Annotated in this window: 22 protein-coding genes and 1 tRNA gene; 15 read left to right on the top strand and 8 right to left on the bottom strand. The window is 71.9% G+C overall.

Going from position 1 to position 23,503, the window contains the following annotated elements; genetic code table 11:
- Positions 1-21: 21 nt before the first annotated feature.
- Genes AB0K02_RS03825 through mycP form a run of 3 tightly spaced genes read left to right on the top strand, consistent with a single transcriptional unit; the run spans position 22 to position 3,241 of the window.
- Positions 22-468: a hypothetical protein gene (locus AB0K02_RS03825; RefSeq protein ID WP_365990698.1), complete on the top strand. Its 447-nt coding sequence runs from the start codon at positions 22-24 to the stop codon at positions 466-468.
- Positions 469-485: 17 nt separating this feature from the next.
- Positions 486-1,946, top strand: coding sequence for a hypothetical protein (locus AB0K02_RS03820; protein WP_365990697.1), 1,461 nt, complete (start codon positions 486-488; stop codon positions 1,944-1,946).
- Positions 1,947-1,978: 32 nt separating this feature from the next.
- Positions 1,979-3,241: a type VII secretion-associated serine protease mycosin gene (gene mycP / locus AB0K02_RS03815; protein ID WP_365990696.1), complete on the top strand. Its 1,263-nt coding sequence runs from the start codon at positions 1,979-1,981 to the stop codon at positions 3,239-3,241.
- Positions 3,242-3,410: 169 nt separating this feature from the next.
- Here the strand turns inward: mycP and AB0K02_RS03810 are convergent.
- A tRNA-Cys gene (locus AB0K02_RS03810) sits at positions 3,411-3,482 on the bottom strand.
- A 191-nt stretch (positions 3,483-3,673) separates the two neighbouring features.
- On the opposite strand from AB0K02_RS03810, the gene AB0K02_RS03805 reads away from it, so the two are divergent.
- The 7 genes from AB0K02_RS03805 (at position 3,674) to AB0K02_RS03775 (ending at position 9,815) form a co-directional block, all read left to right on the top strand.
- A complete protein-coding gene (locus tag AB0K02_RS03805) occupies positions 3,674-5,137 on the top strand; it encodes an MFS transporter (RefSeq protein ID WP_365990695.1) in 1,464 nt (487 codons plus the stop codon).
- A gap of 43 nt (positions 5,138-5,180) precedes the next feature.
- Positions 5,181-5,381: a CopG family transcriptional regulator gene (locus tag AB0K02_RS03800; protein WP_365990694.1), complete on the top strand. Its 201-nt coding sequence runs from the start codon at positions 5,181-5,183 to the stop codon at positions 5,379-5,381.
- A complete protein-coding gene (locus tag AB0K02_RS03795; RefSeq protein WP_365990693.1) occupies positions 5,378-5,779 on the top strand; it encodes a type II toxin-antitoxin system death-on-curing family toxin in 402 nt (133 codons plus the stop codon). Before AB0K02_RS03800 ends, AB0K02_RS03795 begins: the two co-directional genes overlap by 4 nt.
- A gap of 107 nt (positions 5,780-5,886) precedes the next feature.
- Positions 5,887-7,671, top strand: a complete 1,785-nt coding sequence (locus tag AB0K02_RS03790; RefSeq protein WP_365990692.1) for a DEAD/DEAH box helicase — start codon at positions 5,887-5,889, stop codon at positions 7,669-7,671.
- On the top strand, positions 7,650-7,985 hold the full coding sequence (locus AB0K02_RS03785; protein ID WP_365990691.1) for a hypothetical protein: 336 nt from the start codon (positions 7,650-7,652) through the stop codon (positions 7,983-7,985). Before AB0K02_RS03790 ends, AB0K02_RS03785 begins: the two co-directional genes overlap by 22 nt.
- A gap of 339 nt (positions 7,986-8,324) precedes the next feature.
- On the top strand, positions 8,325-8,966 hold the full coding sequence (locus AB0K02_RS03780) for a helix-turn-helix domain-containing protein (RefSeq protein WP_365990690.1): 642 nt from the start codon (positions 8,325-8,327) through the stop codon (positions 8,964-8,966).
- Positions 8,967-9,026: 60 nt separating this feature from the next.
- Positions 9,027-9,815 carry a S16 family serine protease gene (locus AB0K02_RS03775; protein ID WP_365990689.1) on the top strand — a complete coding sequence of 263 codons (789 nt, stop codon included), beginning with the start codon at positions 9,027-9,029 and terminating at the stop codon, positions 9,813-9,815.
- On the opposite strand, the gene AB0K02_RS03770 is transcribed toward AB0K02_RS03775, so the two are convergent.
- From AB0K02_RS03770 to AB0K02_RS03755, 4 genes are all read right to left on the bottom strand, one after another.
- Positions 9,754-11,274 (bottom strand): MFS transporter, encoded by a 1,521-nt coding sequence (locus AB0K02_RS03770; protein WP_365990688.1) that lies wholly within the window; start codon positions 11,272-11,274, stop codon positions 9,754-9,756. The two genes, AB0K02_RS03775 and AB0K02_RS03770, sit on opposite strands and share 62 nt — an antisense overlap.
- Positions 11,271-11,453: a hypothetical protein gene (locus tag AB0K02_RS03765; protein ID WP_365990687.1), complete on the bottom strand. Its 183-nt coding sequence runs from the start codon at positions 11,451-11,453 to the stop codon at positions 11,271-11,273. The genes AB0K02_RS03770 and AB0K02_RS03765 overlap by 4 nt, the downstream gene beginning before the upstream one ends.
- 14 nt (positions 11,454-11,467) lie before the next feature.
- A complete protein-coding gene (locus AB0K02_RS03760) occupies positions 11,468-12,052 on the bottom strand; it encodes a winged helix-turn-helix domain-containing protein (RefSeq protein ID WP_365990686.1) in 585 nt (194 codons plus the stop codon).
- Between the two features lie 83 nt (positions 12,053-12,135).
- Complete coding sequence (locus AB0K02_RS03755) at positions 12,136-12,615, bottom strand: Lrp/AsnC family transcriptional regulator (protein WP_177152582.1); 480 nt, start codon at positions 12,613-12,615, stop codon at positions 12,136-12,138.
- A gap of 136 nt (positions 12,616-12,751) precedes the next feature.
- Here AB0K02_RS03755 and hppD point away from each other — a divergent pair, with 136 nt between their 5' ends.
- Positions 12,752-13,891 carry a 4-hydroxyphenylpyruvate dioxygenase gene (gene hppD / locus AB0K02_RS03750; protein WP_365990751.1) on the top strand — a complete coding sequence of 380 codons (1,140 nt, stop codon included), beginning with the start codon at positions 12,752-12,754 and terminating at the stop codon, positions 13,889-13,891.
- Positions 13,892-14,136: 245 nt separating this feature from the next.
- Here hppD and AB0K02_RS03745 read toward each other — a convergent pair whose 3' ends face one another.
- Positions 14,137-15,783: a tetratricopeptide repeat protein gene (locus tag AB0K02_RS03745; protein ID WP_365990685.1), complete on the bottom strand. Its 1,647-nt coding sequence runs from the start codon at positions 15,781-15,783 to the stop codon at positions 14,137-14,139.
- A gap of 108 nt (positions 15,784-15,891) precedes the next feature.
- On the opposite strand from AB0K02_RS03745, the gene AB0K02_RS03740 reads away from it, so the two are divergent.
- On the top strand, positions 15,892-17,259 hold the full coding sequence (locus AB0K02_RS03740) for an FAD-linked oxidase C-terminal domain-containing protein (RefSeq protein WP_365990684.1): 1,368 nt from the start codon (positions 15,892-15,894) through the stop codon (positions 17,257-17,259).
- 19 nt (positions 17,260-17,278) lie between these two features.
- Here the strand turns inward: AB0K02_RS03740 and AB0K02_RS03735 are convergent, their stop codons facing one another.
- The gene (locus AB0K02_RS03735) at positions 17,279-17,710 is read right to left on the bottom strand and encodes an SsgA family sporulation/cell division regulator (RefSeq protein WP_365990683.1); all 432 of its coding nucleotides are present in this window, start codon (positions 17,708-17,710) and stop codon (positions 17,279-17,281) included.
- Positions 17,711-17,936: 226 nt separating this feature from the next.
- On the opposite strand from AB0K02_RS03735, the gene AB0K02_RS03730 reads away from it, so the two are divergent.
- The gene (locus AB0K02_RS03730) at positions 17,937-19,511 is read left to right on the top strand and encodes an RDD family protein (protein WP_365990682.1); all 1,575 of its coding nucleotides are present in this window, start codon (positions 17,937-17,939) and stop codon (positions 19,509-19,511) included.
- Between the two features lie 85 nt (positions 19,512-19,596).
- A complete protein-coding gene (locus AB0K02_RS03725; RefSeq protein WP_365990681.1) occupies positions 19,597-20,370 on the top strand; it encodes an RDD family protein in 774 nt (257 codons plus the stop codon).
- Here AB0K02_RS03725 and AB0K02_RS03720 read toward each other — a convergent pair.
- Positions 20,359-20,697: a hypothetical protein gene (locus AB0K02_RS03720; protein ID WP_365990680.1), complete on the bottom strand. Its 339-nt coding sequence runs from the start codon at positions 20,695-20,697 to the stop codon at positions 20,359-20,361. The two genes, AB0K02_RS03725 and AB0K02_RS03720, sit on opposite strands and share 12 nt — an antisense overlap.
- Before the next feature lie 381 nt (positions 20,698-21,078).
- Between AB0K02_RS03720 and AB0K02_RS03715 the strand changes: the two genes are divergently transcribed.
- Positions 21,079-23,496, top strand: a complete 2,418-nt coding sequence (locus AB0K02_RS03715) for an immune inhibitor A domain-containing protein (protein WP_365990679.1) — start codon at positions 21,079-21,081, stop codon at positions 23,494-23,496.
- The last annotated feature ends 7 nt before the right edge of the window (positions 23,497-23,503 follow it).

Raw genomic sequence — 23,503 nt, 5'->3', positions numbered from 1 at the left:
CTGCGTGCGGTGAACCCAGCCATGGCTTCGATGCTCTACGACGCCGAGTCGATGGCGTCGTTCAAGAGGCGGGTCGATCGGCTGCTGATCGACCTGGGTGATTCGCCCGCGGCACCGCACCAGGTGGGCACGGCCCACACCAAGCGCAACCACTTCGGCGGCGGAGACGGCGCCTGGGCCGAGGCGGCGGGGCTGCACACGTCGTACGAGCTCGTGGTCGACCGGCTCAAGGAGCTGTCCCAGCTGATGGGCGACTGCCTGGAGGGCATGGGCATCGCCGTCCTGTCGGCCAAGAACGGCTACGCGGACATCGACGACGACGTACGCCGCCGGATGCTGGCGATCCAGCACCACACACAGAAGCACTACGACGCCGACCGGGACCCGACGGCGGAGCGGCAGCCGCCGGCGGACGGGGCACCGGCGACCCAGCCGGGCGACACGGCAGGCGCCGGCGGACTTCAGTGACGGGGGAGACGAAAGACATGACCAGAGACGGTGGCGGAGGCGGCAAAGGGGCCCGGACGCCCTTCGAGAGCATGTCCCACGAGGCGATGCTGGCCTGGCTGGACCAGGCGAGCAGCTTCCATGTCCAGGAAGCGGCCGACCGGCTGTCGGCGGCCGCGGTCGAGATCCGGAGCATCGCCCAGCAGCTGAAGTTCCGCCCCGAGCGGGTGAGGTGGGAGGGCGAGGGCTACGAGGCGTTCGTCGAATGGGGCGCGAGCCTGGCGTCCTCGACCTTCCGGCTGGCGGACTACAGCGACGGTGCCTCCACGTGGCTGAGCCAGGCCTCGGACGCCATCGCGCGGGCACAGTCGTCCGTCCCCCGCTACACCTCCAAGGACCAGGCCCGGGCCAACCTCGACGCGGCCAGGGCCCACCACAACGACCCCGACGCGTCGACGGTGGCGTCCAAGGCGGAGGCGGCCCTGGCCGCCACCCAGGAGCAGAACCGCCTGGAGGCCGCCGCCGAGATGCGCAAGCTGGCGCAGGCGTACGACCAGTCGGCGTCGGAGATGGACAAGCTGGAGGTGCCGACGTTTCGGCCGCCGCCGGGGGAGTTCGTGCCGCCGACGGAGAACGTGCGAGATGACACTTCGGACGTCAACCGGTCCACCGGTAGCGGTGACGTTCGTGGGGCGCTCGCTTCTCCCTCATCCACAGCCAGTGGTGCACCGGCGTATGGGACGGCACCTGGGGCTGGGCGTGTGTCCGTGTCCGAGACACCCTCTGCGGCCCTGGGGCAGCCGGAGATGCCGCCTACCGCGATGGAAATCGACAGCATCGACACGCTGTCGCCGACGCAGACAGCTCCGCCGACGCCGCCCACGCCCGGTCCGGTACGCCCTGAGGGGCCGACGAACCCGCCGGTGAACCTGGTGCCTCCGGTGTCCGGTGGAGGCCCCGTGCCCCCGTCTGCCAAGCAGAGCGGGACCGGGAGGATTCCGGGCGCTCCCCGAGGCCAGGTACTGCCCGGACAGTCGACCGGACTGCCAGGACCCGGCGCGGGCGGTGCGAGGGCCCCGAGGGACGGCATCGTCGGCGGACGCCCCGTGCCGCCGGCTGCCGGGCGGGCGACCGGCGTCCCGCGCGGACAGGTGATCGGCGCCGAGGGCGGTGGGTACGCCCGTCCACCCATGGCGCAGGGTGCCGGAGGCGTGGGCGGCGGTACGGGATCCGGCCAAAGTCGACCCGTTGGCGGTCGGCGTTTCGCGAGCGAAACCGGAGGCATCGTCGGCGGGCGGCCCGTGCAGACGGGCATCACTGGTGGGCGTCCGTCCACCCCGAGTGGTTCCGGACCGGCACGGGGTGGCGTGTCCGGCTCGTCTTCGCGGACCTCCGCTCGCCGTGAGAATGCCGAGGGCGAGCGGCCGGATTACCTCACCGAGGACGAAGAGACCTGGCAGCGGAACAATCGCCGAGCCGTGCCACCGGTCATCGACTGACACCCCACCCGACACGAGTGAAGAGGATGTACATGCCTGCCAGCACCACACGCCGGGCACGCACCCGTGCAGCGGCGTCCATGTTCCTGACGATGGCGTTGGCAGGCATCGCGGCCACTCCGGCGCATGCCGAGTCCATCCGCTCGCGGCAGTGGCATCTCGATGCGATGGGCGTGGATGAGATCTGGAAGATCAGCACAGGCGAGGGCGTGACCGTCGCGGTCATCGACAGCGGCGTTGACGCCACCAACCCGGATCTGCGAGGCCGCGTCCTCAAGGGCAAGGACTTCGCCCCGGACGAACCGGGTGACGAGTGGACGGATTACAAGGGCCACGGGACCGGCATGGCGGGCATCATCGCCGGCACCGGGAAGAGCGGAGGAGGGGACGGCGCATTCGGGATGGCCCCTGATGTCAAGGTCCTTCCGGTGCGTATGCCTGCATCCGTAAAGGCGGCAAACGCTGCCGAAGCGGCCAGGCAGTTCAACGCGGTGGCACCAGCGGCGATTCGCTACGCCGCCGATGCGGGCGCCAAAGTCATCAACGTCTCACTGGGCAACGAGACGGGCTCCCGACAACTGACGGACGCTGTCCGGTACGCGATGAAGAACGGCTCGCTCGTGTTCGCGGCCGCAGGCAACGACGGTGGTTCGTCGCTCGAGTACCCCGCTGCGACTCCAGGAGTTGTAGCGGTGGGTTCCATCGGAAAGGACCTCAAGAAGTCGGACTTCTCCCAGTACGGACCGCAGGTCGACGTCTCCGCGCCGGGCGAGAACATCGTGCACGCGTGCGGCGGCAAGACCGGCTTGTGCAACGGCAACGGCACCAGCGACGCCACCGCCATCGCCTCCGCCACCGCCGCGCTGATCTGGTCGAAGCACCCGGAGTGGACCAACAACCAGGTCCTGCGGGTCATGCTCAACACCATCAGCGGCCCGACCAGCGGCAACAAGCGCAACGACCACATCGGTTACGGCGCCCTGCGCCCCCTGCGCGCCCTGAAGACGCCGGGTGACCCCGGCCCCGCGGACACGTACCCGCTCCCCGATTTCAGCTACGAGGCCGCCGCGTCCCCGTCCTCGGAGCCGTCCGGACCTGCGAAGGACGCTGCCCAGCCGACGGCCGCGCCGACTGCGTCCGACGACAGCGGAAGCGCGCCGACCGTCTGGATCGCCGCGGGCGTCGGCGCCGCCGTTCTGCTCGGCGCGGCCATTGCCGTTCCGGTGGTCCGCAATCGCCGCAGTCGCGCGGCGTCCACCCCTGTCGCGCCGTCGTCACCGTACGGGGGCCAGTGAAGCCTCGCTGCGGCCGTGACCGGAGCCGTTGCCGTCAGGGGCAGTTCAGCGCCTGACCGTGCCGCTGGCGTCCCCGTGGACGTCGGCGGCCGGCGTGCCGCAACGGCGAACGAGAGGGCGGCACCCCCGAAGGGGTGCCGCCCTCTCGTTCGCCTGGTGAAGGCAGTTGAGGCCGTGGCGGGAATCGAACCCGCGTAACTCGATTTGCAGTCGAGCCCCTTAACCACTCGGGCACACGGCCGTGCGTTCCAACTCCTCGACCGTAGGCGGACTCCGGACGGCCGCTCAAGCATGTGGCCGGGGCCGCAACGCGACTGCCATACGCCGTTCACGATCGCCCGCCCGGCCGCAGGGGGCTTACGACCAAGGGACCAGACGGGTCCCGTCGAAGGACAGGTCCCAAAGTCCGCCGTGCCCCTTACTCTGAGGCGCATGACCGCCCCCGAACCGCGTGACACCGATGTCACGCACCCGCCCGCCGACGCAGCCCACAACTCCGGCGAACCGGACGACGGGGGCGTTCTCGGCCCGTCGTACCGCGCTCTCAGCCTCGGCATCGTCTCCGTCGTCTTCCTGATCGCCTTCGAGGCGACCGCCGTCGGCACCGCGATGCCCGTGGCCGCGCGCGAGCTGCACGGCATCCCGCTTTACGCCTTCGCCTTTTCCGCGTACTTCACCACCAGCCTCTTCGGCATGGTCGTCGCCGGGCAGTGGGCCGACCGCACGGGTCCGCTGGGCGCGCTCGCCGGCGGGATGAGCGCCTGGGCCGCCGGGCTGCTGCTGTCGGGGACGGCGGGCGCGATGTGGGTGTTCGTCGTGGGGCGTGCCGTCCAGGGGCTGGGCGGCGGCCTGGTCATCGTCGCCCTGTACGTCGTCGTCAGCCGCGCCTATCCCGGAAGGCTCCAGCCGGCGATCATGGCGGCCTTCGCGGCGAGTTGGGTGGTCCCGTCCGTGATAGGCCCGCTCGCCGCCGGCACCGTCACCGAACAGCTCGGATGGCGCTGGGTCTTCCTCGGCATCCCCGCGCTCGTCGCCGTACCGCTCGCCCTCGCGCTGCCGGCGATCCGGCAGCGCGCCTCGGGGCCGGCGGACGCCGCCGCGCCCCTGCCGCCGTTCGACCCGCGCCGCATCAGGCTGGCCCTCGGGATCTCGCTCGGTGCGGGGCTGCTCCAGTACGCGGGCCAGGACCTGCGCCCGCTGTCGTTGCTGTCGGCGGTGGCCGGTGCGGTGCTGCTCGTTCCCTGCGTCCTCGGCATCCTGCCCAAGGGGACGTACCGGGCGGCCCGGGGGCTGCCGTCCGTCGTCCTGCTGCGCGGCATCGCCGCGGGGTCGTTCATCGCCGCGGAGTCCTTCGTGCCGCTGATGCTCGTCACCCAGCGCGGGCTGTCCCCGACCCTGGCGGGCCTGTCACTCGCGGTCGGCGGAGCGACGTGGGCGCTCGGTTCGTACGTGCAGTCCCGGCCGCGGACCGAGCCCTTCCGCGAACCCCTGGTCGTCTTCGGCATGCTGCTGGTCGCAGCGGCGATCGCGACCGCGCCGAGCGTGCTGATCGACGCCGTCCCCGTGTGGATCGTGGGCGTGGCGTGGGGGCTCGGCTGCTTCGGCATGGGGCTCGTGATCGGCTCGACGAGCGTGCTGCTGTTCAAGCTCTCGGCCCCCGAGGAGGCGGGAACGAACTCGGCCGCGCTGCAGATCTCGGACGCCCTGTCGAACATCATGCTGCTGGCGGCGGGCGGTGCGGCGTTCGCCGCCCTCGGCGGCGGTGCGGTGGGGGACCACGCAGCCGTGTCCGCGTCCGCCCCGCACCCGGCGGCCTTCGCGGCGGTGTTCCTCCCCATGGCGGGGGTGGCACTGGTGGGGGCGTGGGTCGCGTCGCGACTACGGGTGACGTCGTGAAATTCCTGAGCCCGGGAGCCGGGCCGCGCCCTACGCTCGCTCCATGATCGAGATGACCATTCGACTCGCCGACGACGAGTGGCGCGCCGTCGCCGATCTCGCAGACGCCCAAGGGATTTCCGTCGAGGACCTGGCGCAGGACGCCCTGCTGCGGCAGGTCACCCACGAGCAGACGCTTGCGCGGCACCACGCCGAGCGACTCGCGGCGCGGCACGCGAACCTGCTCAGGAGGCTCGGCGAATGACGGCGACGGCCAGGCACCTGACCGTCCGTGAGGTCACGGAGATCGCCGGGCTCGCCTTCGGTACGGGCAGGCCCGAACTGCGCGCACCGGGCCTGCTGGAATCCGCGGTGCACCGGCCCAGGGCGCGGATGTTCGGCGTCTCTGCCCACCAGGACCTGTACGAGCAGTCCGCCGCGCTGCTGCACGCGATCGCCGTCAACCATCCCTTCGTCGACGGCAACAAGCGAACGGCCTGGCTCGCTGCCGTGACGTTCCTCGCCCTCAACGGCGCCGACCTCGCCGACGCCGACCAGGACACGGCGTACGACCTCGTCGTCGATGTCGCCTCTGGAGCGGTGGACGACCTGGCCGCCATCGCGGGGCGGCTGCGTGTGCTCGCGGCGCCCTCTGTGAGCTGAGTCGCACCCGGTGCGGTCACTGGGCCGCGTCGCCCGGACGAGGGCCGGGCCACCGGTAGGGTGGCCCGGTTGTCGTACCAGAGCCCCCGTCCCGTGAACCGGAGACCGTGACTACTACCGCCTCCCACCACCTCTCACCCGCCTTCCCCGGCCGTGCTCCCTGGGGCACGGCCAGCAAGCTGCGTGCCTGGCAGCAGGGCGCCATGGAGAAGTACATCCAGGAGCAGCCGCGCGACTTCCTCGCCGTCGCCACGCCCGGCGCCGGCAAGACGACCTTCGCGCTGACCCTCGCCTCCTGGCTGCTGCACCACCACGTCGTGCAACAGGTGACGGTCGTCGCGCCGACCGAGCACCTGAAGAAGCAGTGGGCGGCCGCGGCGGCGCGGATAGGGATCAAGCTGGACCCGGAGTACAGCGCCGGGCCGCTGAGCAGGGAGTACCACGGGGTCGCGGTGACCTACGCCGGTGTCGGCGTACGGCCCATGCTGCACCGCAACCGCTGCGAGCAGCGCAAGACCCTCGTCATCCTCGACGAGATCCACCACGCCGGTGACTCCAAGTCCTGGGGGGAGGCGTGCCTGGAGGCGTTCGAGCCGGCCACCCGGCGGCTCGCCCTCACCGGCACGCCGTTCCGTTCGGACACCAATCCCATTCCCTTCGTGACCTACGAGGAAGGGAACGACGGGATCCGGCGCTCCGCCGCCGACTACACGTACGGCTACGGCAACGCGCTCGGCGACGGAGTCGTCCGGCCCGTGATCTTCCTCAGCTACAGCGGCAACATGCGCTGGCGCACCAAGGCCGGCGACGAGGTCGCCGCCCGGCTCGGCGAGCCGATGACCAAGGACGCGATCTCGCAGGCGTGGCGCACCGCGCTCGACCCCCGCGGCGACTGGATGCCCAACGTGCTCCGCGCCGCCGACCAGCGGCTGACCGAGGTCCGCAAGGGCATCCCGGACGCGGGCGGGCTCGTCATCGCCTCCGACCAGGACTCGGCCCGCGCGTACGCCAAGCTGATCCGCGAGATCACCGGCACCAGGGCCACCGTCGTGCTCTCCGACGAGGCCGCGGCCTCCCAGCGCATCGAGGAGTTCAGCGGCAACCAGGACCGCTGGATGGTCGCCGTCCGCATGGTGTCCGAGGGCGTCGACGTGCCGCGCCTGGCCGTCGGCGTGTACGCGACGACCATTTCGACGCCGCTGTTCTTCGCGCAGGCCGTGGGCCGTTTCGTCCGGTCCAGGCGCCGCGGCGAGACCGCGTCCGTGTTCCTGCCGACGATTCCCAACCTCCTGGGTTTCGCCTCCGAGATGGAGGTCGAGCGCGACCACGTGCTCGACCGGCCGAAGAAGGACGGCGAGGAGGACCCGTACGCCGAGTCCGAGAAGGAGATGGCGGAGGCCGAGAAGCAGCAGGACGAGGACACCGGCGAGCAGGACATGCTGCCCTTCGAGGCGCTTGAGTCCGACGCCGTCTTCGACCGGGTCCTGTACGACGGCGCCGAGTTCGGCATGCAGGCCCACCCGGGCAGCGAGGAGGAGCAGGACTACCTCGGCATCCCCGGCCTGCTCGAACCCGACCAGGTGCAACTGCTCCTGCAGAAGCGGCAGGCGCGGCAGATCGCGCACAGCCGCAAGAAGCCCGACGAGGAGGCCGACCTGCTGGAGCTGCCGGCCGAGCGGCGTCCGGTGGTCTCCCACAAGGAGCTGCTGGAGCTGCGCAAGCAGCTGAACACCATGGTCGGCGCGTACGTGCACCAGAGCGGCAAACCGCACGGCGTCATCCACACCGAGCTGCGCCGGGTGTGCGGGGGGCCGCCGAGCGCGGAGGCCACGGCCGGGCAGATCCGCGAGCGGATCAAGAAGGTGCAGGAGTGGGCGACGCGGATGCGGTGACCCCGCCCGCGGCCGCAACGCTCGCCCGTATGCGCGCCCGCGACCCGCACCTCGCCCGTACGCGCGCCCGCTACCGCACTTGCCCGTACGCGCCCGCGACCGCGAGGGCACCCGTACGCGCACCGGCGACGACACCTCGCCCGAACGTCACGCGCAGCCGCGCCCGCGACGGCACCCGTACGCGCACCGGCGACGACACCTCGCCCGTACGCGCCCGCGACCGCGACGGCACGCGTACGCGCACCGGCGACGACACTTCGCCCGAACGTCACGCGCAGCCGCGCCCGCGACGGCACCGGTGTGCGCACCCGTGACGACACCCCGCCCCTGCGCACGCGCGTCCGCAGGGCACCCATACGCGCAGCCTCCCCGTCCCGGCCCCGGGGCCGGGCCCTCGTCCCTTTTCGAGGTCGCGTACGGCGACCGGAAAGCCCGTCGTCGGCGGAAGATCGCCCGGATTCTGGACGAGCCCTTCCGCTGAGCGGTGCCGGTCGCTAATGTCCCCGCAATGTAAACGCCCCGTGGCAGCGCCGCCGCGGAGCGCAGTCGGTGTGCCATGGCCTGCCGGCGGCCTCTGGGTGCGTCGCCGATGGGACCGGTGTCGCGACATCTCTTCGAGGACCGCCGTCACTCACTCCGAAAGAGAGGGCGTCGTGACCGCGGAAACCTCCCAGACGCTCGACAGGGGACTCCGTGTCCTCAAGCTGCTCGCCGATACCGACCACGGGCTGACCGTCACCGAGTTGTCCAACAAACTCGGCGTCAACCGCACCGTCGTCTACCGCCTGCTCGCCACCCTCGAGCAGCACGCCCTGGTCCGACGCGACCTCGGGGGCCGGGCCAGGGTCGGCCTCGGCGTGCTCCGGCTCGGCCGGCAGGTGCATCCGCTCGTGCGCGAGGCGGCGATGCCCGCCCTGCGTTCGCTCGCCGAGGACATCGGGGCGACCGCCCACCTCACCCTGGTCGACGGCGCCGACGCCCTCGCGGTCGCCGTCGTCGAGCCGACCTGGACCGACTACCACGTCGCCTACCGGGCCGGCTTCCGGCACCCGCTGGACCGCGGGGCGGCCGGCAAGGCCATCCTCGCCGCGCGCCAGAACGGCCAGGCGGAGCCCGGTTACACCCTCACCCACGGCGAGCTGGAGGCCGGGGCGTCCGGCGCGGCCGCGGCGCTCGTGGGCGTGACCGGGATAGAGGGCAGCGTCGGTGTGGTGATGCTGGCCGACGCCGTTCCGGAGCGGGTGGGCCCGCGCGTGCTGGACGCGGCGCGCGAGGTCGCGGACGCCCTGCGCTGAGGGACCTCCCGGGGCGTCCCGCCCGGCGGGAGCGGGCCCACGGCCGGATAGATTGGCACCGTGCTCTCCAGCCTCACGCGCCCCCGCGCCCTCGCCCTCTGTGCCCTGCCCGTCGTCGCGCTGCTCGCCGTCGCCGGACTCGCGCCGCTGCCGTACGTCGTCGCGCAGCCCGGGATGACCGCGGACGTGCTCAGCAAGGACCAGGGGCGGCAGATCATCACGATCTCCGGTGCTCCGACGCACGAGACCGAGGGCGCCCTGCGCATGACGACGATCGTGGCGAGCGGTCCGTCCGTCGACGTCGGTCTCGGCGACGTGGTCGACGGATGGTTCCGTACCGACCGCGCCGTGCTGCCCCGCGACGCGGTCTACCCCGCGGGCAAGTCGGACCGGGAGATCGAGCGGCACAACGTCCGTGACATGCGCCAGTCGCAGGACGTCGCCACCCGCGCGGCCCTCGGTTATCTCGGCGAGGACCCCGCGAAGGTGAAGGTCACGCTGCACCTCGCCGATGTCGGCGGCCCCAGCGCCGGGCTGCTGTTCTCCCTCGGCATCGTCGCCAAGCTCGACGGCGACGGCGCGGGCGGGGATCTGACCGGCGGCCGGAGCATCGCCGGTACGGGCACGATCACCGCCGACGGCAAGGTCGGCCCGGTCGGGGGCGTGTCGCTGAAGACCCAGGCGGCCAAGCGGGACGGCGCGACCGTGTTCCTGGTCCCGAAGGACGAGTGCGCGGACGCCCAGGCGGAACTGCCCTCCGGGATGCGGCTGATCCCCGTCACCACGCTCAGGGGCGCGGTGGACTCCCTGCGGGCGCTGGAGCGGGGCGGGAAGGTCCCGAGCTGCTGACGCCCGCGGTGTCGTCCGTCACGGTGTCGTCCGTCACGGCGCCGTCGGGTCCGGCTGCCCGGTCCGGTCCCGCTGCCCCTCCGGGTTCGGCCCGGCCTGGTCCGGCTGCCCGGCCGGGTTCATCCCCGCGTGGTCCCGCCGCCCCGCCCGGTTCGGCGCCGCCCGGTCGGTCCGAGCCCCGTCCCGTGCCCTCGTCGTCCGCGTCCGCCCGGTCCAGCCCCCGCCAGGACGGGAACACGGCCGGTGCCAGAGTCGCCAGGAAGTACAGCCCGCCGAGCGCCAGCAGCGCCGTCACGAGCCCGGCCCGCTCGACCAGGTAGCCGGCCGCCAGACCGCCGAGCGGCATCGTCATCCGCACGCCGGCCGTCGTCGTGCTCGCGACCCGGCTGCGCAGCTCCTCCGGGATGCGCTCGTACATCACTGTCGTCAGGATCGGGTTGAGCATGCCCGCGCCCAGACCGGCGACCGCCATCGTGGCGGCGAGCGGTGCCGCCCCGTCCGCCAGCGCGGCCACCACGAACCGCGGCAGCCCGCACAGCACGAACGCGACGGTGAACAGCAGCCGCCGCGGGAGCCGGTGCCCTGTCGCGGCGTACAGCAGCGCGCCGAGCAGCGCGCAGCCGCCGAAGACGGCGACGAGCAGGCCGAGGTCGCGGGCGCCGCCGAGGTTCTCCCGCGCGTGCACGGGCAGCAGCACCGAACTCCAGCCCTGGTCGAGGCCGTTGGTGAGCATCACCATCAGCACGACGCCGAGCAGCAGCCTGCTGCGCAGCAGGAAGGCGTACCCCTCCCGCAGCTCGGCCCGGTAGGCGGCGACGGAGATGCGAGGCGCGTCCCGCCGTGGCTCGGCGGCGCGCAGGCCGCGCAGTCCGAAGGAGACGAGCAGCGCCGAGCAGCAGAAGGTCGCCGCGTCCACGAACAGGACGGCCTCCGCGCCGATCAGCGCGATCAGGACGCCGGCCAGGGCCGCTCCGGTCATCCGCGCGCCGCGTGACACCGCGTCGAACAGGCTCGCGACGCGCGGCAGGCTCGTACCGGCCCGCTCGGCGAGGTCGGGTACGAGGACGTGGCGCGCGGTCTCGCCGGGCGCGTTGAACAGGCCGGTGACGGCCATCAGCACGCACAGCATCCAGAACCGCAGCGCGCCCGTGTGGTGCAGGAGAGGGATGGCGACGAGGGCGGCGGCGCAGACCAGGTCGGTGACGACGCTGACACGGCGGCGGCCGACGCGGTCGATGACCGGGCCACCCGTGATCGCCGACACGACCACGGGGAGGGTCGCGCAGAAGGCGACCAGTCCTGCTTTGGCGGGGCTGCCCGTGGTCTCGAGGGCGAACCACGGAACCCCGATGAGGGTGAGCGAATTGCCGCTGATGGAGACGGCGTCGGCCGCCAGGACGGTGGCCAGCGGCCTGCGATCGCGTCTCCGGCCGTCTCCCGGTCCCCCCTGCCCGCTCATACGAGAAGGGCCCTGCGCCCGGTGCGGCCGGACGGCTGGAGCAGCAGTCGAAGCCCCAACTCGACTAAGGCCCAGCCGAGTTGTGTCCGAAGACGCTCGCGCCGCACATGACGGGCGGCCTCCGTGCGCAGTTCCTCGGCGCGCAGTTCGTGCAGTCTCAGGTGTATGTCGGCGTGCATGTCCTTCGGTCCCCTCAGTCGGTGGCGCGTGGGAATGCGTGTGTGTGCAGCCGGACCTGGGCGACGCCCTCGGTGCCGGGCGGCGGTGCGAGGTCCCGGTAGCTCTCGATGAGGGCGTGGACCTTCTCCTTGAGCTCGAACGCCTGAGCGGCGGTCAGACGCAGCGTGAAGTCGCTGAGGTCGGAGCTGCCCCACCATTCCTCGGGCCAGTCGTGATGGGTGCCGAGCCAGGTGGCGACCTCCTGGGTGTGCTGGGTCGCGACTTCGTGGATGAACAGGTCCGCCGCGCCGCGTACCGCCGGGTCCGGATCGGTGAACAGGGTGTCGTTGAAGCGCGTCCCGTCCTCCGCCGCCCTCCACCAGCGCTCCCGGCCCTTGCCGCGCCCCGGGTCGTCCTCGACGAAGCCGTGGGCGGCGAGCTGGCGCAGGTGGTAGCTGGTGGCGCCGCTCGACTCGCCGAACTTCTCGGCCAGTTGGGACGCGGTTGCCGGCCCGTCGTGCCGCAGCGACCACAGCAGGCGCATGCGCAGGGGATGGGCCAGGCCGCGCAGGGAGTGCGGGTCGAGGGTGCGGACCTTGGGCGTCGGCTGCTCGCTCATGCATGCAAAGGTATCCTTGCAAAGGAGTCGCTGCAACGCTTTTTTGCAGCGACTCCTTTGCAAGGCGGGCGCCTTGCCGTGGGTCACCTGTCGGCCGGGTCCTCCGCCGCCTGCTCCACCAGCGGGATGATCCGCAGCGGCACCGGGTTCTCCATGACGATCGCCGTCGACGCGCGCACGATCCCCTCGAAGCCCACGACCCGGTCGATCACCCGCTGGAGGTCGGCGTTGGAGCGTGCGACGAGCCGGCACAGCATGTCGCCGTGGCCCGTGGTCGTGTGCAGTTCCAGGACCTCGGGGACCGTCGCCAGATGCGCCCGTACGTCGGATCCCTGCCCCTGCTTGATCTCCAGCGTGGCGAACGCCGTCACGGGATAGCCCAGCGCCGCAGGGTCGACGTCCGGGCCGAAGCCTCTGATCACACCGTTCGCCTGGAGCCTGTCCATGCGCGCCTGCACGGTGCCGCGCGCGACCCCCAGCCGCCGCGACGCCTCCAGTACCCCGATGCGTGGCTCCCGCGCCAGCAGGACGATGAGCCGCCCGTCCAGATGATCGATCGCCATGACGCCTCCCCAATGGTCATCCTGTACACAACGTCCGGCACTCGGCCCGATCTGCTGGGCAGATTGACCAGTCGCTACGGAAACTATTGCGCACCTTGCCGTCCCGGGGGAGCCTGCAGCCATGGCAGACAACTCGATGACCATCGATCACACCCCGGAGACCGCGCGCAAGGCAGACCCCTTCCCGGTGAAGGGAATGGACGCGGTCGTCTTCGCCGTGGGCAACGCCAAGCAGGCCGCGCACTACTACTCCACGGCCTTCGGCATGAAGCTCGTCGCCTACTCCGGACCGGAGAACGGCAGCCGCGAGACCGCGAGTTACGTCCTCACCAACGGCGCCGCCCGCTTCGTCTTCACGTCCGTGATCAAGGCGTCCACCGACTGGGGCCGCTTCCTCGCGGACCACGTCGCCGTGCACGGCGACGGTGTCGTCGACCTCGCGATCGAGGTTCCGGACGCGCGCGCGGCCTACGCGTACGCCGTCGAGCACGGTGCGACGGGCATCGCCGAGCCGTACGAGGTCAAGGACGACCACGGGGTCGTCGTCCTCGCCGCCATCGCCACCTACGGCACGACCCGCCACACGCTCGTCGAGCGCCGGGACTACGACGGGCCCTACCTGCCCGGCTTCGTGGCCGCGGACCCGATCGTCGAGCCCCCGGCGAAGCGCACCTTCCAGGCGATCGACCACTGCGTGGGCAACGTCGAGCTCGGCAGGATGAACGAGTGGGTCGCGTTCTACAACAAGGTCATGGGCTTCACCAACATGAAGGAGTTCGTGGGCGACGACATCGCCACCGAGTACTCCGCCCTGATGTCGAAGGTCGTCGCCGACGGCACGCTGAAGGTGAAGTTCCCGATCAACGAGCCCGCGATCGCGAAGAAGAAGTCGCAGATCGACGAGTACCTGGAGTTCTACGGCGGCGCGGGCGTCCAGCACATCGCGCTCGCCACGAACGACATCGTCGCCACCGTGCGCACGATGCGGGCCGCCGGTGTCCAGTTCCTGGACACGCCCGACTCGTACTACGACACCCTCGGCGACTGGGCGGGCGAGACCCGGGTGCCGGTCGAGACGCTGCGCGAGCTGAAGATCCTCGTGGACCGGGACGAGGACGGCTACCTGCTGCAGATCTTCACGAAGCCGGTCCAGGACCGCCCGACGGTCTTCTTCGAGATGATCGAACGACACGGGTCGATGGGCTTCGGCAAGGGCAACTTCAAGGCGCTGTTCGAGGCGATCGAGCGCGAGCAGGCGAAGCGCGGCAACCTGTAGCCCGCGCGCGGCGCGCGCGACGCACCCCCCGCCGCGCGCGCCGGACCTGCCGGGTCCCGCGGCGCCGGGCTGCCCTCCGGGTGGGGGGCTCCGCCCCCGCTCCCGCGCCTCGAACGCCGGCGGGAGCGGGTTTTTCAGCCCGTCCGGCGTCTGAGGACACCGCGCGGAGCGCGGTGCGAGGTCCGGGGCCTGCCCCGGTCCCGGGATGCGGATACCGCCCGCAGCCGCCGGCCGCGCGGAAGAAATCATCTCGTTCCGGTCACCGCCGGTGAGGCCGACGCCGGCACCGACGGTGACCACGAGGGCGAGGGCGAGGGCGACGCCGACGGCTGCGCGACCGGCTGCGAAGGCGCCACGGACGGACCCGCCGACGGCACTCCGGCCGACGGACTCCCCGACGGCACTCCGGCCGACGGACCTGCCGACGGCACCCCCGCCCCCGGGGACGCAGTCGCCGGCGGCACCGCCGGCGGTACCCACGGCTCCTTGTCCGGCAGCCCGTCCCCGTCCACGTCCACCGGGCCCCCCGCCGACGGCTCGCCCAGCGCCTCCAGCACCTCGCGGGCCCTCGGCGCGTGCAGGGGGGAGAAGTCCGGGTTCATGCGCAGCGCCTCCTCGATGTGCCGGCGCGCCCGCCCCTCGTTGCCGAGCGCCCGCTCGATCTTGCCCCGGTGGTACCAGAACAGTGCGTTCCGCGCTCCCTGCCCCGTCGTGAGCTTCGCGAACGGGAGCGCGTCCTCCGCCCGGTCCGCCCGGTACAGAGCCCAGCCCATCGCGTCCGCGACGGCCACGCTGCGGTGGCCGCGCCACCATTGGTCCTGGAGGCGCCGCACCGCCGACTCCGGATCGCCGTGGTCCGCCTCGTACCGCGCCAGCACCAGGTCGCCGTCGACCCCGTGGGCGCGTGCCTCCTCGACCAGGGTGCGCACCCGGGCGTACTGGGTCGCCGCGTCCCCGTCCAGGCCGAGCGACTCGGCCAACTCGCCCGCCTCCAGCGCGTACTCCGGCAGCGGCGCCAGGTCCAGCGCCTCCTCGTAGTCCCGCTGCGCCTCGTCCGTGCGGTCCAGCGCCGCCAGGGCGCGGGCACGTCCCGCGAGGGCCCGGTGGCTGCCGGGGTCGGCCTCCAGCGCAGCGTCGTAGTGGTCCACGGCCTCGGCGGCCTCGCCCCGTTCCCAGGCCAGCTCACCCTGCCGTACGAGCGCGGTGGCCTTCGCGGCGCCCGTCTCGGCCTGCTCCGTCGCGTCGTACGCGAGGGCCGCGGCGTCCTCGCGCCAGCCCCTGTCCCGGTAGAGCTGCGCCTCGCGGTCCTGCACCTGGGGTCCCGAGTGCAGTTCGTGCAGCGTGTCCATCGCCTTGCCGGCGGCGTTGAGGTTCCCCAGCCCGGTGTAGGCGTCGACGAGCACCGGGTACACCGTCCACGTCGTGGGGGCCAGTCTGCGGGCCCGCTCGCCCCAGAGGCGCGCGGTCACGTAGTCGTGCCGCGCGTTGGCCAGCGCCGCCGTCCCCACCAGCGCGCGGACGTCTTCCCGGTCCTTCGCCGTCCTGAGCTCCATCGAGCGTTCGAGCGCCTCCTCCGCCTTCGAGAAGTCCTGCGGCCGCGCGAACCGCGTGCCCCGCTCCACATAGGCCGCGCCGAGCACCGCCCATGACGGGCCGTCACCCGGATGGCGGTGCAGCCAGTCCTCGTAGTCGCCGATCAGCGCCTTCAGATCGGCCGGCGCGGCCGGCGCGCCCGCACCGGCCGCGGCCATCGCGCGGACCGCGGACCGCTGGGTGGCCGGCCCGGTACCCGTCTCCTCCCCCCATCCGGGCGCGAGCAGGATCACCCCGGTGACCAGCGTCGCGCCGACCAGCGTGCTGACAGCGGCGTTCTTCAGGGTTTCGCTCTTCATGGCGCTCACTGTGCGTCAGCGGGCAGCTCATACGAAGTACACACTCGGTTGTGCGAAGCGGAACGCAGACGGGTTCACACCGATGGCCCCCGGTGCGACGCTGGGATCATGGACGATCTCCTGGAACGGCTGCGGGCCGGACTGCCTGACGAGGCACTGATCACCGACCCGGACGTGACCCCGTCGTACGGGCGCGACATGGCGAGTTTCTGCGACGCGGGCAGCCCCGCCGTCGTGGTCCTGCCCCGGACCGTCGAACAGGTCCAGCACGTGATGCGGACCGCGACCGCCCTGCGCGTGCCCGTGGTGCCGCAGGGCGCCCGTACGGGCCTGTCGGGCGCGGCCAACGCCTCGGACGGCTGCATCGTGCTGTCGCTGACCAGGATGGACCGGATCCTGGAGATCAACCCGGTCGACCGGATCGCGGTCGTCGAGCCGGGCGTCGTCAACGCGGTGCTGTCCCGCGCGGTGAACGAGCACGGCCTGTACTACCCGCCGGACCCCTCCAGCTGGGAGATGTGCACCATCGGCGGCAACATCGGAACGGCGTCCGGCGGACTGTGCTGCGTCAAGTACGGCGTGACCGCCGAATACGTGCTCGGACTGAAGGTCGTCCTCGCCGACGGCAGGCTGCTGACCACGGGCCGGCGCACCGCCAAGGGCGTCGCCGGCTACGACCTCACACGGCTGTTCGTGGGCTCCGAGGGCAGCCTCGGCATCGTTGTCGAGGCGGTGCTGGCGCTCAAGCCGCAGCCGCCCGCCCAGCTCGTGCTCGCCGCCGAGTTCCCCTCCGCGGCGAGCGCCTGCGACGCCGTCTGCGCGATCATGGAGCGCGGCCACACCCCGTCACTGCTGGAGATCATGGACCGCACCACCGTCCGGGCGGTCAACAAGCTGGCCAACATGGGGCTGCCGGAGACCACCGAGGCCCTGCTGCTGTGTGCCTTCGACACCCCCGACCCGGCCGCCGACCTGGCCGCGGTCGCGGCGCTCTGCGAGGCGGCGGGCGCGAGCGAGGTCGTGCCCGCCGACACGGCGGCCGAGTCCGAACTGTTGCTCCAGGCGCGCAGGTTGTCCCTGACCGCGCTGGAGACGGTCAAGTCGGCGACGATGATCGACGACGTCTGCGTACCGCGCTCGAAGCTGGGCGAGATGATCGACGGTACGGCGGCGATCGCCGACAAGTACGACCTCACCATCGGGGTCTGCGCGCACGCCGGTGACGGCAACACCCATCCCGTCGTCTGTTTCGACCACCACGACCCGGACGAGTCGCGGCGGGCCCGCGAGTCGTTCGACGAGATCATGGCGCTCGGTCTGGAACTGGGTGGCACCATCACCGGCGAACACGGCGTCGGCGTGCTGAAGAAGGAATGGCTGGCACGCGAACTGGGACCGGTGGGTCTGGAGTTGCAGCGCGGCATCCGCCGCACCTTCGACCCGTTCGGGATCCTCAACCCCGGCAAGCTGTTCTGAGACCTCACCCTCCACTCCGCTACGCGTCCTCGGTCCTGGTGGGGGAGAGCAGCTCGGCCAGGCCGTCGTCGAGGCCGAGCTGCTCCGTCTCCGAGCCGGGCGGCACGAGCCGCAGCGTCTGCTCCAGCCATCCGGACACCACCGCCGAGGACGCCTCGATCAGCGCGTCGCCCTCGGGTGAACCGAGCGCCAGCAGGATGACGCCGCGGCCCCCGGACTTCGCCGGCCACACGCGTACGTCACCGTCGCCGCACGGCCGGAAGACCCCCTCGACGAGGAGGTCACGGGCGAACGTCCAGTCGACGGGGTGGTCCGAGCGGGTGTGGAAGGTGATGTGGACGGCGTACGGGTCGTCGGTGCGGTAGGTCAGCCGGGCCGGCACGGGGACGCCGCGCTCCCGCGACAGCAGCAGCTTCAGCTCCAGGTCGCGTTGCACCACGGTCTTCTTCATCGTCGTCTCCCTCTCCTGTGCTTCCGGTCCGGGCCCGCCAGGAGCGGGCCTCACAGAGGGAGAGGGGCTTCCCCCGCGGCTCTTACGCGACTTCGGGTGACAACTTTCCGTGACCCCGCCCTTACCGGAAAGTGGTCGTTACCGAAGGACCGGCCCAGGTGCGTGCGAGGGTCTGATAGATGTGGAGCCTTGAATTGAGGCCTCGAAGAGATACGGGACCACGGTGATGAGCGCGCCAACCCCGGCAACCGGCGACAGCAGCCCCACGCCCGGCTACTACCCGGACCCCTCCATCCCCGGATATGTCCGGTACTGGAACGGTGCCGCGTGGGTGCCCGGTACGAGCAGGCCCGCGCCCAAGTCGGGCGAGGAGATGCCCACGCCGCCCGCGTCGGCGGTGCCCGCCGCGCGCGCGACGCCCGCCCCCGCGCCCGCCCCCGCGCCCGCGCCCGCGCCCGCGCCCGTGGAGGAGACCGGCCCGGTCTTCCTCGACGAGGAGCCCGATGCCCAGCCCTCGCGTCCCGAGCCCGCGTCCGCCTGGCAGGCGGACGCCGCTCGCCAGTCCGGCTTCGGCGGCGACCTGGACAACCGCGTCTCCTGGGGCGGCGCCCAGGACCCGCGTGCCGGCGACCCTTCCGGCGACGCGGGCACGTCCGACCCGCGCCGCCCGGCCGAGCCCTCGGGGGCCGTCGACCCGAGCGGCGGCCGGCTGCCCGGCATGCGGTCGGTCACCCCGCAGAGCGGGACCGGCCGCGGCGACGCTCCCGGCGAGGCCCGCCCGCTCGCCCCGTCCGCGCCCGACGGCCCCCTGACGGACGGCACCGTCGCCATCCGGGCCCTGCGCCCCGGCGCGGACGGCTCCGGCGATGCCCCCGCGGGCCGCCCGCCGGCCGAGCACACGGTCACCGTGCGCGCGCAGCGTCCGGGCGGACCGGCCACGGGCGCAGAGCCCGACGGCACCATGACGATCCGTTCGCTCGGAGCCGGAGCCGGAGCCGGAGCCGGAGGCGGAGCCGGAGCCGGAGCCGCCGCGCCCGCCCAGCAGCCGGGCGTCCCCGCCCCGTCGCAGCCCGAGCCCCAGCCCCAGGTCCCGTCGCCCGCACCGCAGCAGCGGGCGCCGCAGCCGCAGGCACCGGCCGCCCAGGCCCCGGCCGCACAGACGCCCGTCACCAACGGCCCCGGTGGCGGCGCCGCCTCGTGGGCGCAGCAGGTCCACCAACTCGCCCAGTCGGGCCCGGCCCCCGACGCCGGCCGGCAGGTCCCGCCGTGGAAGCCCCCGGTCGACGACCCGTTCCTGGCCGCGGCGCGGGCACAGGCGAACGCCCGGCCCGCCTCCCTCGGCAAGCGGTTCGCCGCCCGGCTCATCGACACGCTCGTGCTCGGGGCGCTGGTCGGCGCCGTCGCGGTCCCGGTCGTCCTGAGCGCGCTCGCCCACATCGACGACAAGATCGAGGCGGCGAAGCTGTCCGGCGAGACGGTCACGGTCTGGCTGATCGACGGGACCACCTCGGGCCAGCTCGGCATCGTCCTCGGCGCTCTCCTCGTCCTCGGCGCGCTGTACGAGGCGCTGCCGACCGCCAAGTGGGGCAGCACCCTGGGCAAGAGGCTGTGCGGGGTGAAGGTGCTCGACATCGAGTCCCACGAACCGCCGCCGTTCGGTGCGGCGCTGCGCCGCTGGCTGGTCTACAGCGTGCTGGGCGTCCTCGTCCTCGGCGTGCTCAATGTGCTGTGGTGCCTGTTCGACCGCCCGTGGCGGCAGTGCTGGCACGACAAGGCGGCGCACACGTTCGTGACGGGCTGATCCGCTCCGCACGCCGTGGCGCGCGCGTTCCCCCGAACGCGCGCGAGCCGTTGCGGGGCCCCTTGTGCCGGTATGCACTGCCCCCATGAGCAACGATCAGCCGCCGCCCGGCCCGCCGCCCGATGACGACCCGTTCCGCAAGAGGCCGCAGGAGCCCGGGCCCGGCGAGGGCGGCGGGACCGGCGGCGGCGAGGGTCAGGGGCCGCCGCCCGGGTCTCCGTACGGCGGGGCCGGGGGGCAGGGCGGCCCGCCGCCCGGTGGCGGCTCCCCGTACGACACCCCCGGCGGCGGCGCGGGCGGGCCCGGCGGTCCGTACGGCGGCGGTATGCCGCCTCCCTATGGTCCGAACGCCTACGGGGGTGGCTACGGCGGACCGGATCCGCTCGCGGGAATGCCGCCGCTCGCCGAGTTCGGCAAGCGCTTCGTCGCACGGCTCGTCGACATCCTGATCATCGCGATCCCCCTCGCGGTGATCTCCCTGCTGGCCGGCGGCTGGGAGGTGACCACCGAAGGCGACGACTGGGAGGAGATCACCGACCAGGTCAACACGGGCCGGCAGTGGCTGTGGACGCTCATCTCCCTGGTCGCGTACATCGGTTACGACACGATCATGACGAAGCGCAACGGCCAGACCGTGGGCAAGCGGCTGATGAAGCTGCGGGTCGCGATGCTCGAGGACGGACGGACGCCGGACACGAGTTCCGCGCTGATGCGTGCCGTCGTGCTGTGGGTGCCCGCGCTGGTGTGCTGCTACTGCATCTGGTGGCTCGTCATCCTCATCACCGTGCTGACCGACAAGCCCTACAAGCAGGGTCTGCACGACAAGGCGGGGAAGACGGTCGTCGTCTCAGCGGCGTAGCGAGTGCCCGGCGACCGCGGCCCCGGCGCGGGGCGCCGGCACGCGGGTGGTGAGACCGTCGGCGGCGGCCGCGGTGGCCGTCGGCTCGGGCGTACGGGCCGACGCGACGAGGTCCGCCTCCCGGGACGCGGCACGCTCCCCGGACGGACCGGCCACGCGGCGCACCGGAAGGGCGAGCGCGACCGCGAGGCCGAGTGCCAGGGCGAGGACACCTATCGCGGCGACGGCGACACCGTCCGTCGTGCGGGTCAGCAGCAGCAGGGCGACGGTCGAGAAGACGACGGTGGCCGAACCGTAGGCGTACTGTGCGGCAGTCGGACGCGGCATCACGGTATCCGTCCTCGGGACAGGGGCGGGGAGAGACTCGGGGGCCGGTGGTCGCACCGCCGCAAGACTCTACGATCCTGAATGCCCGTGAGGAACCGGCAGTAAGCGTGACCTAACCCACGGTGCCGGTGCATGGGGGGCGCACGGAGTCATTCCTCCCAGCCGGATGGCTGGAAGTCTGCGCCTCTGTCCGGATTCGCCGCCGTTCGGATAACGGAACTCCGCTCCTGCATAGTGCAGTTGGTCTGTTCAAGTCAAGGGTTGTCTTTTCTGCCTCAACTCCGATCGAATGTCGTCACTTGAGACGCGTACACCGCGCGCGCGGACAACCCCACACTTCCGTCCGCAGCGCCGACGGAACGCGGGGGAGGACACCATCAAGTGACCAGCAAGCGACGGACGTTCAGAGCGTCCGCGGTCGTCGTCGCGCTCGCCGCCACGACCGCGACGGCGTCGGCGTTCACCTTCGCACAGGCCGACGACCACAAGTCGTCGGACCCGGCCGCCATCGAGCGCCACGACCCGGCCCCGCACGAGGCCCATGTCGACCACGACCTCGAAGGCCCCTTCAGCAAGCAGCAGGAGGCGCAGCGCGAGGCTGCCATGGAGCAGCTGATAACCGGCGACGCCACCGTGCAGAGGCGCGGCGGCTCGAATGTCGTCAAGCTCGACGACAGGAAGTACGTCGAGCTCGCCCGGGAGAAGACGGACAAGATCTTCACCATCCTCGTGGAGTTCGGCGACAAGGTCGACGACACGACGATGCACGACCCGGACGGCGCGGACGGACCCAAGCCCCCGGTCAAGAAGTACGGCGGCACGCCCGGCCCGCTCCACAACAAGATCGCCGAGCCCGACCGGTCGGTGGACAACTCGACCGCCTGGCAGGCCGACTACAACCAGAAGCACTTCGAGGACCTCTACTTCGGCACCGGCAAGGACGAGAACGGTCAGCCGAAGCACTCCCTGAAGACCTACTACGAGAAGACCTCCTCAGGCCGGTACTCGGTCGACGGCATGGTCTCCGACTGGGTCAAGGTCGACTACAACGAGGCCCGTTACGGCTCCAACTACTGCGGCCAGTCCAACTGCGCCAACGCCTGGGACGCCGTCCGCGACGGCGTCAACGCCTGGGTCGCCGACCAGAAGGCCAAGGGCAGGTCGGACGCCGAGATCAAGGCGACGCTCGCCGAGTACGACAAGTGGGACCGGTACGACCACGACGGCGACGGCGACTTCAACGAGTCCGACGGCTACATCGACCACTTCCAGTTCGTCCACGCCGGCGAGGACGAGTCCGCGGGCGGCGGCGCCGAGGGCCCGAACGCCCTGTGGGCCCACCGCTGGTACGCGTACGGCACCGACGCCGGCAAGACCGGCCCCGCGCACAACAAGGCGGGCGGCACCCAGATCGGCGACACCGGCATCTGGGTCGGCGACTACACCGTGCAGCCCGAGAACGGCGGCCTCGGGGTCTTCGCCCACGAGTACGGCCACGACCTCGGCCTGCCCGACCACTACGACACCTCGGGCAAGGGCGAGAACTCGACCGGCTACTGGACCCTGATGTCGGCCGGCTCCTGGCTGGGCACCGGCAAGGACTCCATCGGCGACCTCCCCGGCGACATGACCGCCTGGGACAAGCTGCAGCTGGGCTGGCTCAACTACACCAAGGCCAAGGCGGCGACGAAGTCCACCCACACGCTGGGCGTGGCCGAGTACAACACCAAGAGGCCGCAGGCACTCCTCGTCGAGCTGCCGAAGAAGAAGGTCACCACCAATGTCGTGAAGCCCGCCGAGGGCTCCCGGCAGTGGTGGAGCGACATGGGTGACGACCTCAAGAACACCCTGTCCCGCACCGTCGACCTCTCCGGCAAGTCCAAGGCCACGCTGGAGCTCACCGGCTGGTGGGACATCGAGGCGGACTACGACTACCTCTACGCCGAGGTGTCGACGGACGGCGGCGCCAACTGGACGCCGGTGGACGGCACCGCCGACGGCAAGGCCATCACCCGCGACGCGAGCGACAAGCCGGCGCTGACCGGCCCGTCGGAGGGCCACAAGAAGCTCGTCTACGCGCTGGACGCCTACGCGGGCAAGAAGGTCGACGTCCGCTTCCGCTACCAGACGGACGGCGGCGTCGCGGGCAAGGGCTTCGCGGCCGACTCCATCGTGATCAACGCCGACGGCGCCCCGCTGTTCTCGGACAACGCCGAGGGCGAGGTCCCCGGCTGGACCGCGAAGGGCTTCTCGCGCATCGGTGAGGGCTTCACCAAGGAGTACGAGCAGTACTACATCGCGGAGAACCGCCAGTACGTCTCGTACGACAAGACCCTGAAGGTCGGCCCGTACAACTTCGGCTGGAAGGCGCCGAAGGACGGCTGGGTCGAGCACTACCCGTACCAGAACGGTCTGCTGATCTGGCAGTGGGACACCTCCCAGAAGGACAACAACACCAGTGCCCACCCGGGTGAGGGTCTGGTCCTTCCGGTCGACGCCCACGCCAAGCCGCTGAAGTGGGCCGACGGCACGCTGATGCGCAACAAGATCCAGACGTTCGACTCGACGTTCAGCCGGTACCGGACGGACGCCTTCCAGCTGCACAACGCGGGCGTCCCGTTCTCGCTGGCGTCGCAGCCGGGCAACTCCATCTTCGACGACCGCAAGGGCGTCTACTGGTACGCGGAGAACCCGACGGCGGGCGTCAAGGTAACTGACACCAACACCAAGATCTCGATCGTCAAGGAGCCGCGCAGCGGTCAGACGATCACGGTCCAGGTTGGTCCGTCGACCAAGTAATTCGTAA

It is taken from the genome of Streptomyces sp. NPDC049597 (assembly GCF_040675505.1).
Taxonomy (GTDB): domain Bacteria; phylum Actinomycetota; class Actinomycetes; order Streptomycetales; family Streptomycetaceae; genus Streptomyces.
Note: the sequence above shows the minus strand (reverse complement) of the source record. Positions and strands in the feature narration are given on the sequence as shown.

Bases quoted from the DNA above. Each gene is read 5' to 3' on its own strand.
- AB0K02_RS03795 (WP_365990693.1), top strand. From the start codon at position 5,378: ATGACGGCGACGGCCAGGCACCTGACCGTCCGTGAGGTCACGGAGATC.
- AB0K02_RS03820 (WP_365990697.1), top strand. From the start codon at position 486: ATGACCAGAGACGGTGGCGGAGGCGGCAAAGGGGCCCGGACGCCCTTC.
- AB0K02_RS03730 (WP_365990682.1), top strand. From the start codon at position 17,937: ATGAGCGCGCCAACCCCGGCAACCGGCGACAGCAGCCCCACGCCCGGC.
- AB0K02_RS03720 (WP_365990680.1), bottom strand. From the start codon at position 20,697: ATGCCGCGTCCGACTGCCGCACAGTACGCCTACGGTTCGGCCACCGTC.
- AB0K02_RS03760 (WP_365990686.1), bottom strand. From the start codon at position 12,052: ATGAGCGAGCAGCCGACGCCCAAGGTCCGCACCCTCGACCCGCACTCC.
- AB0K02_RS03755 (WP_177152582.1), bottom strand. From the start codon at position 12,615: ATGGCGATCGATCATCTGGACGGGCGGCTCATCGTCCTGCTGGCGCGG.
- AB0K02_RS03745 (WP_365990685.1), bottom strand. From the start codon at position 15,783: ATGAAGAGCGAAACCCTGAAGAACGCCGCTGTCAGCACGCTGGTCGGC.
- AB0K02_RS03765 (WP_365990687.1), bottom strand. From the start codon at position 11,453: ATGCACGCCGACATACACCTGAGACTGCACGAACTGCGCGCCGAGGAA.
- mycP (WP_365990696.1), top strand. From the start codon at position 1,979: ATGCCTGCCAGCACCACACGCCGGGCACGCACCCGTGCAGCGGCGTCC.
- AB0K02_RS03725 (WP_365990681.1), top strand. From the start codon at position 19,597: ATGAGCAACGATCAGCCGCCGCCCGGCCCGCCGCCCGATGACGACCCG.
- hppD (WP_365990751.1), top strand. From the start codon at position 12,752: ATGACCATCGATCACACCCCGGAGACCGCGCGCAAGGCAGACCCCTTC.
- AB0K02_RS03740 (WP_365990684.1), top strand. From the start codon at position 15,892: ATGGACGATCTCCTGGAACGGCTGCGGGCCGGACTGCCTGACGAGGCA.
- AB0K02_RS03735 (WP_365990683.1), bottom strand. From the start codon at position 17,710: ATGAAGAAGACCGTGGTGCAACGCGACCTGGAGCTGAAGCTGCTGCTG.
- AB0K02_RS03805 (WP_365990695.1), top strand. From the start codon at position 3,674: ATGACCGCCCCCGAACCGCGTGACACCGATGTCACGCACCCGCCCGCC.
- AB0K02_RS03800 (WP_365990694.1), top strand. From the start codon at position 5,181: ATGATCGAGATGACCATTCGACTCGCCGACGACGAGTGGCGCGCCGTC.
- AB0K02_RS03770 (WP_365990688.1), bottom strand. From the start codon at position 11,274: ATGAGCGGGCAGGGGGGACCGGGAGACGGCCGGAGACGCGATCGCAGG.
- AB0K02_RS03825 (WP_365990698.1), top strand. From the start codon at position 22: ATGGCTTCGATGCTCTACGACGCCGAGTCGATGGCGTCGTTCAAGAGG.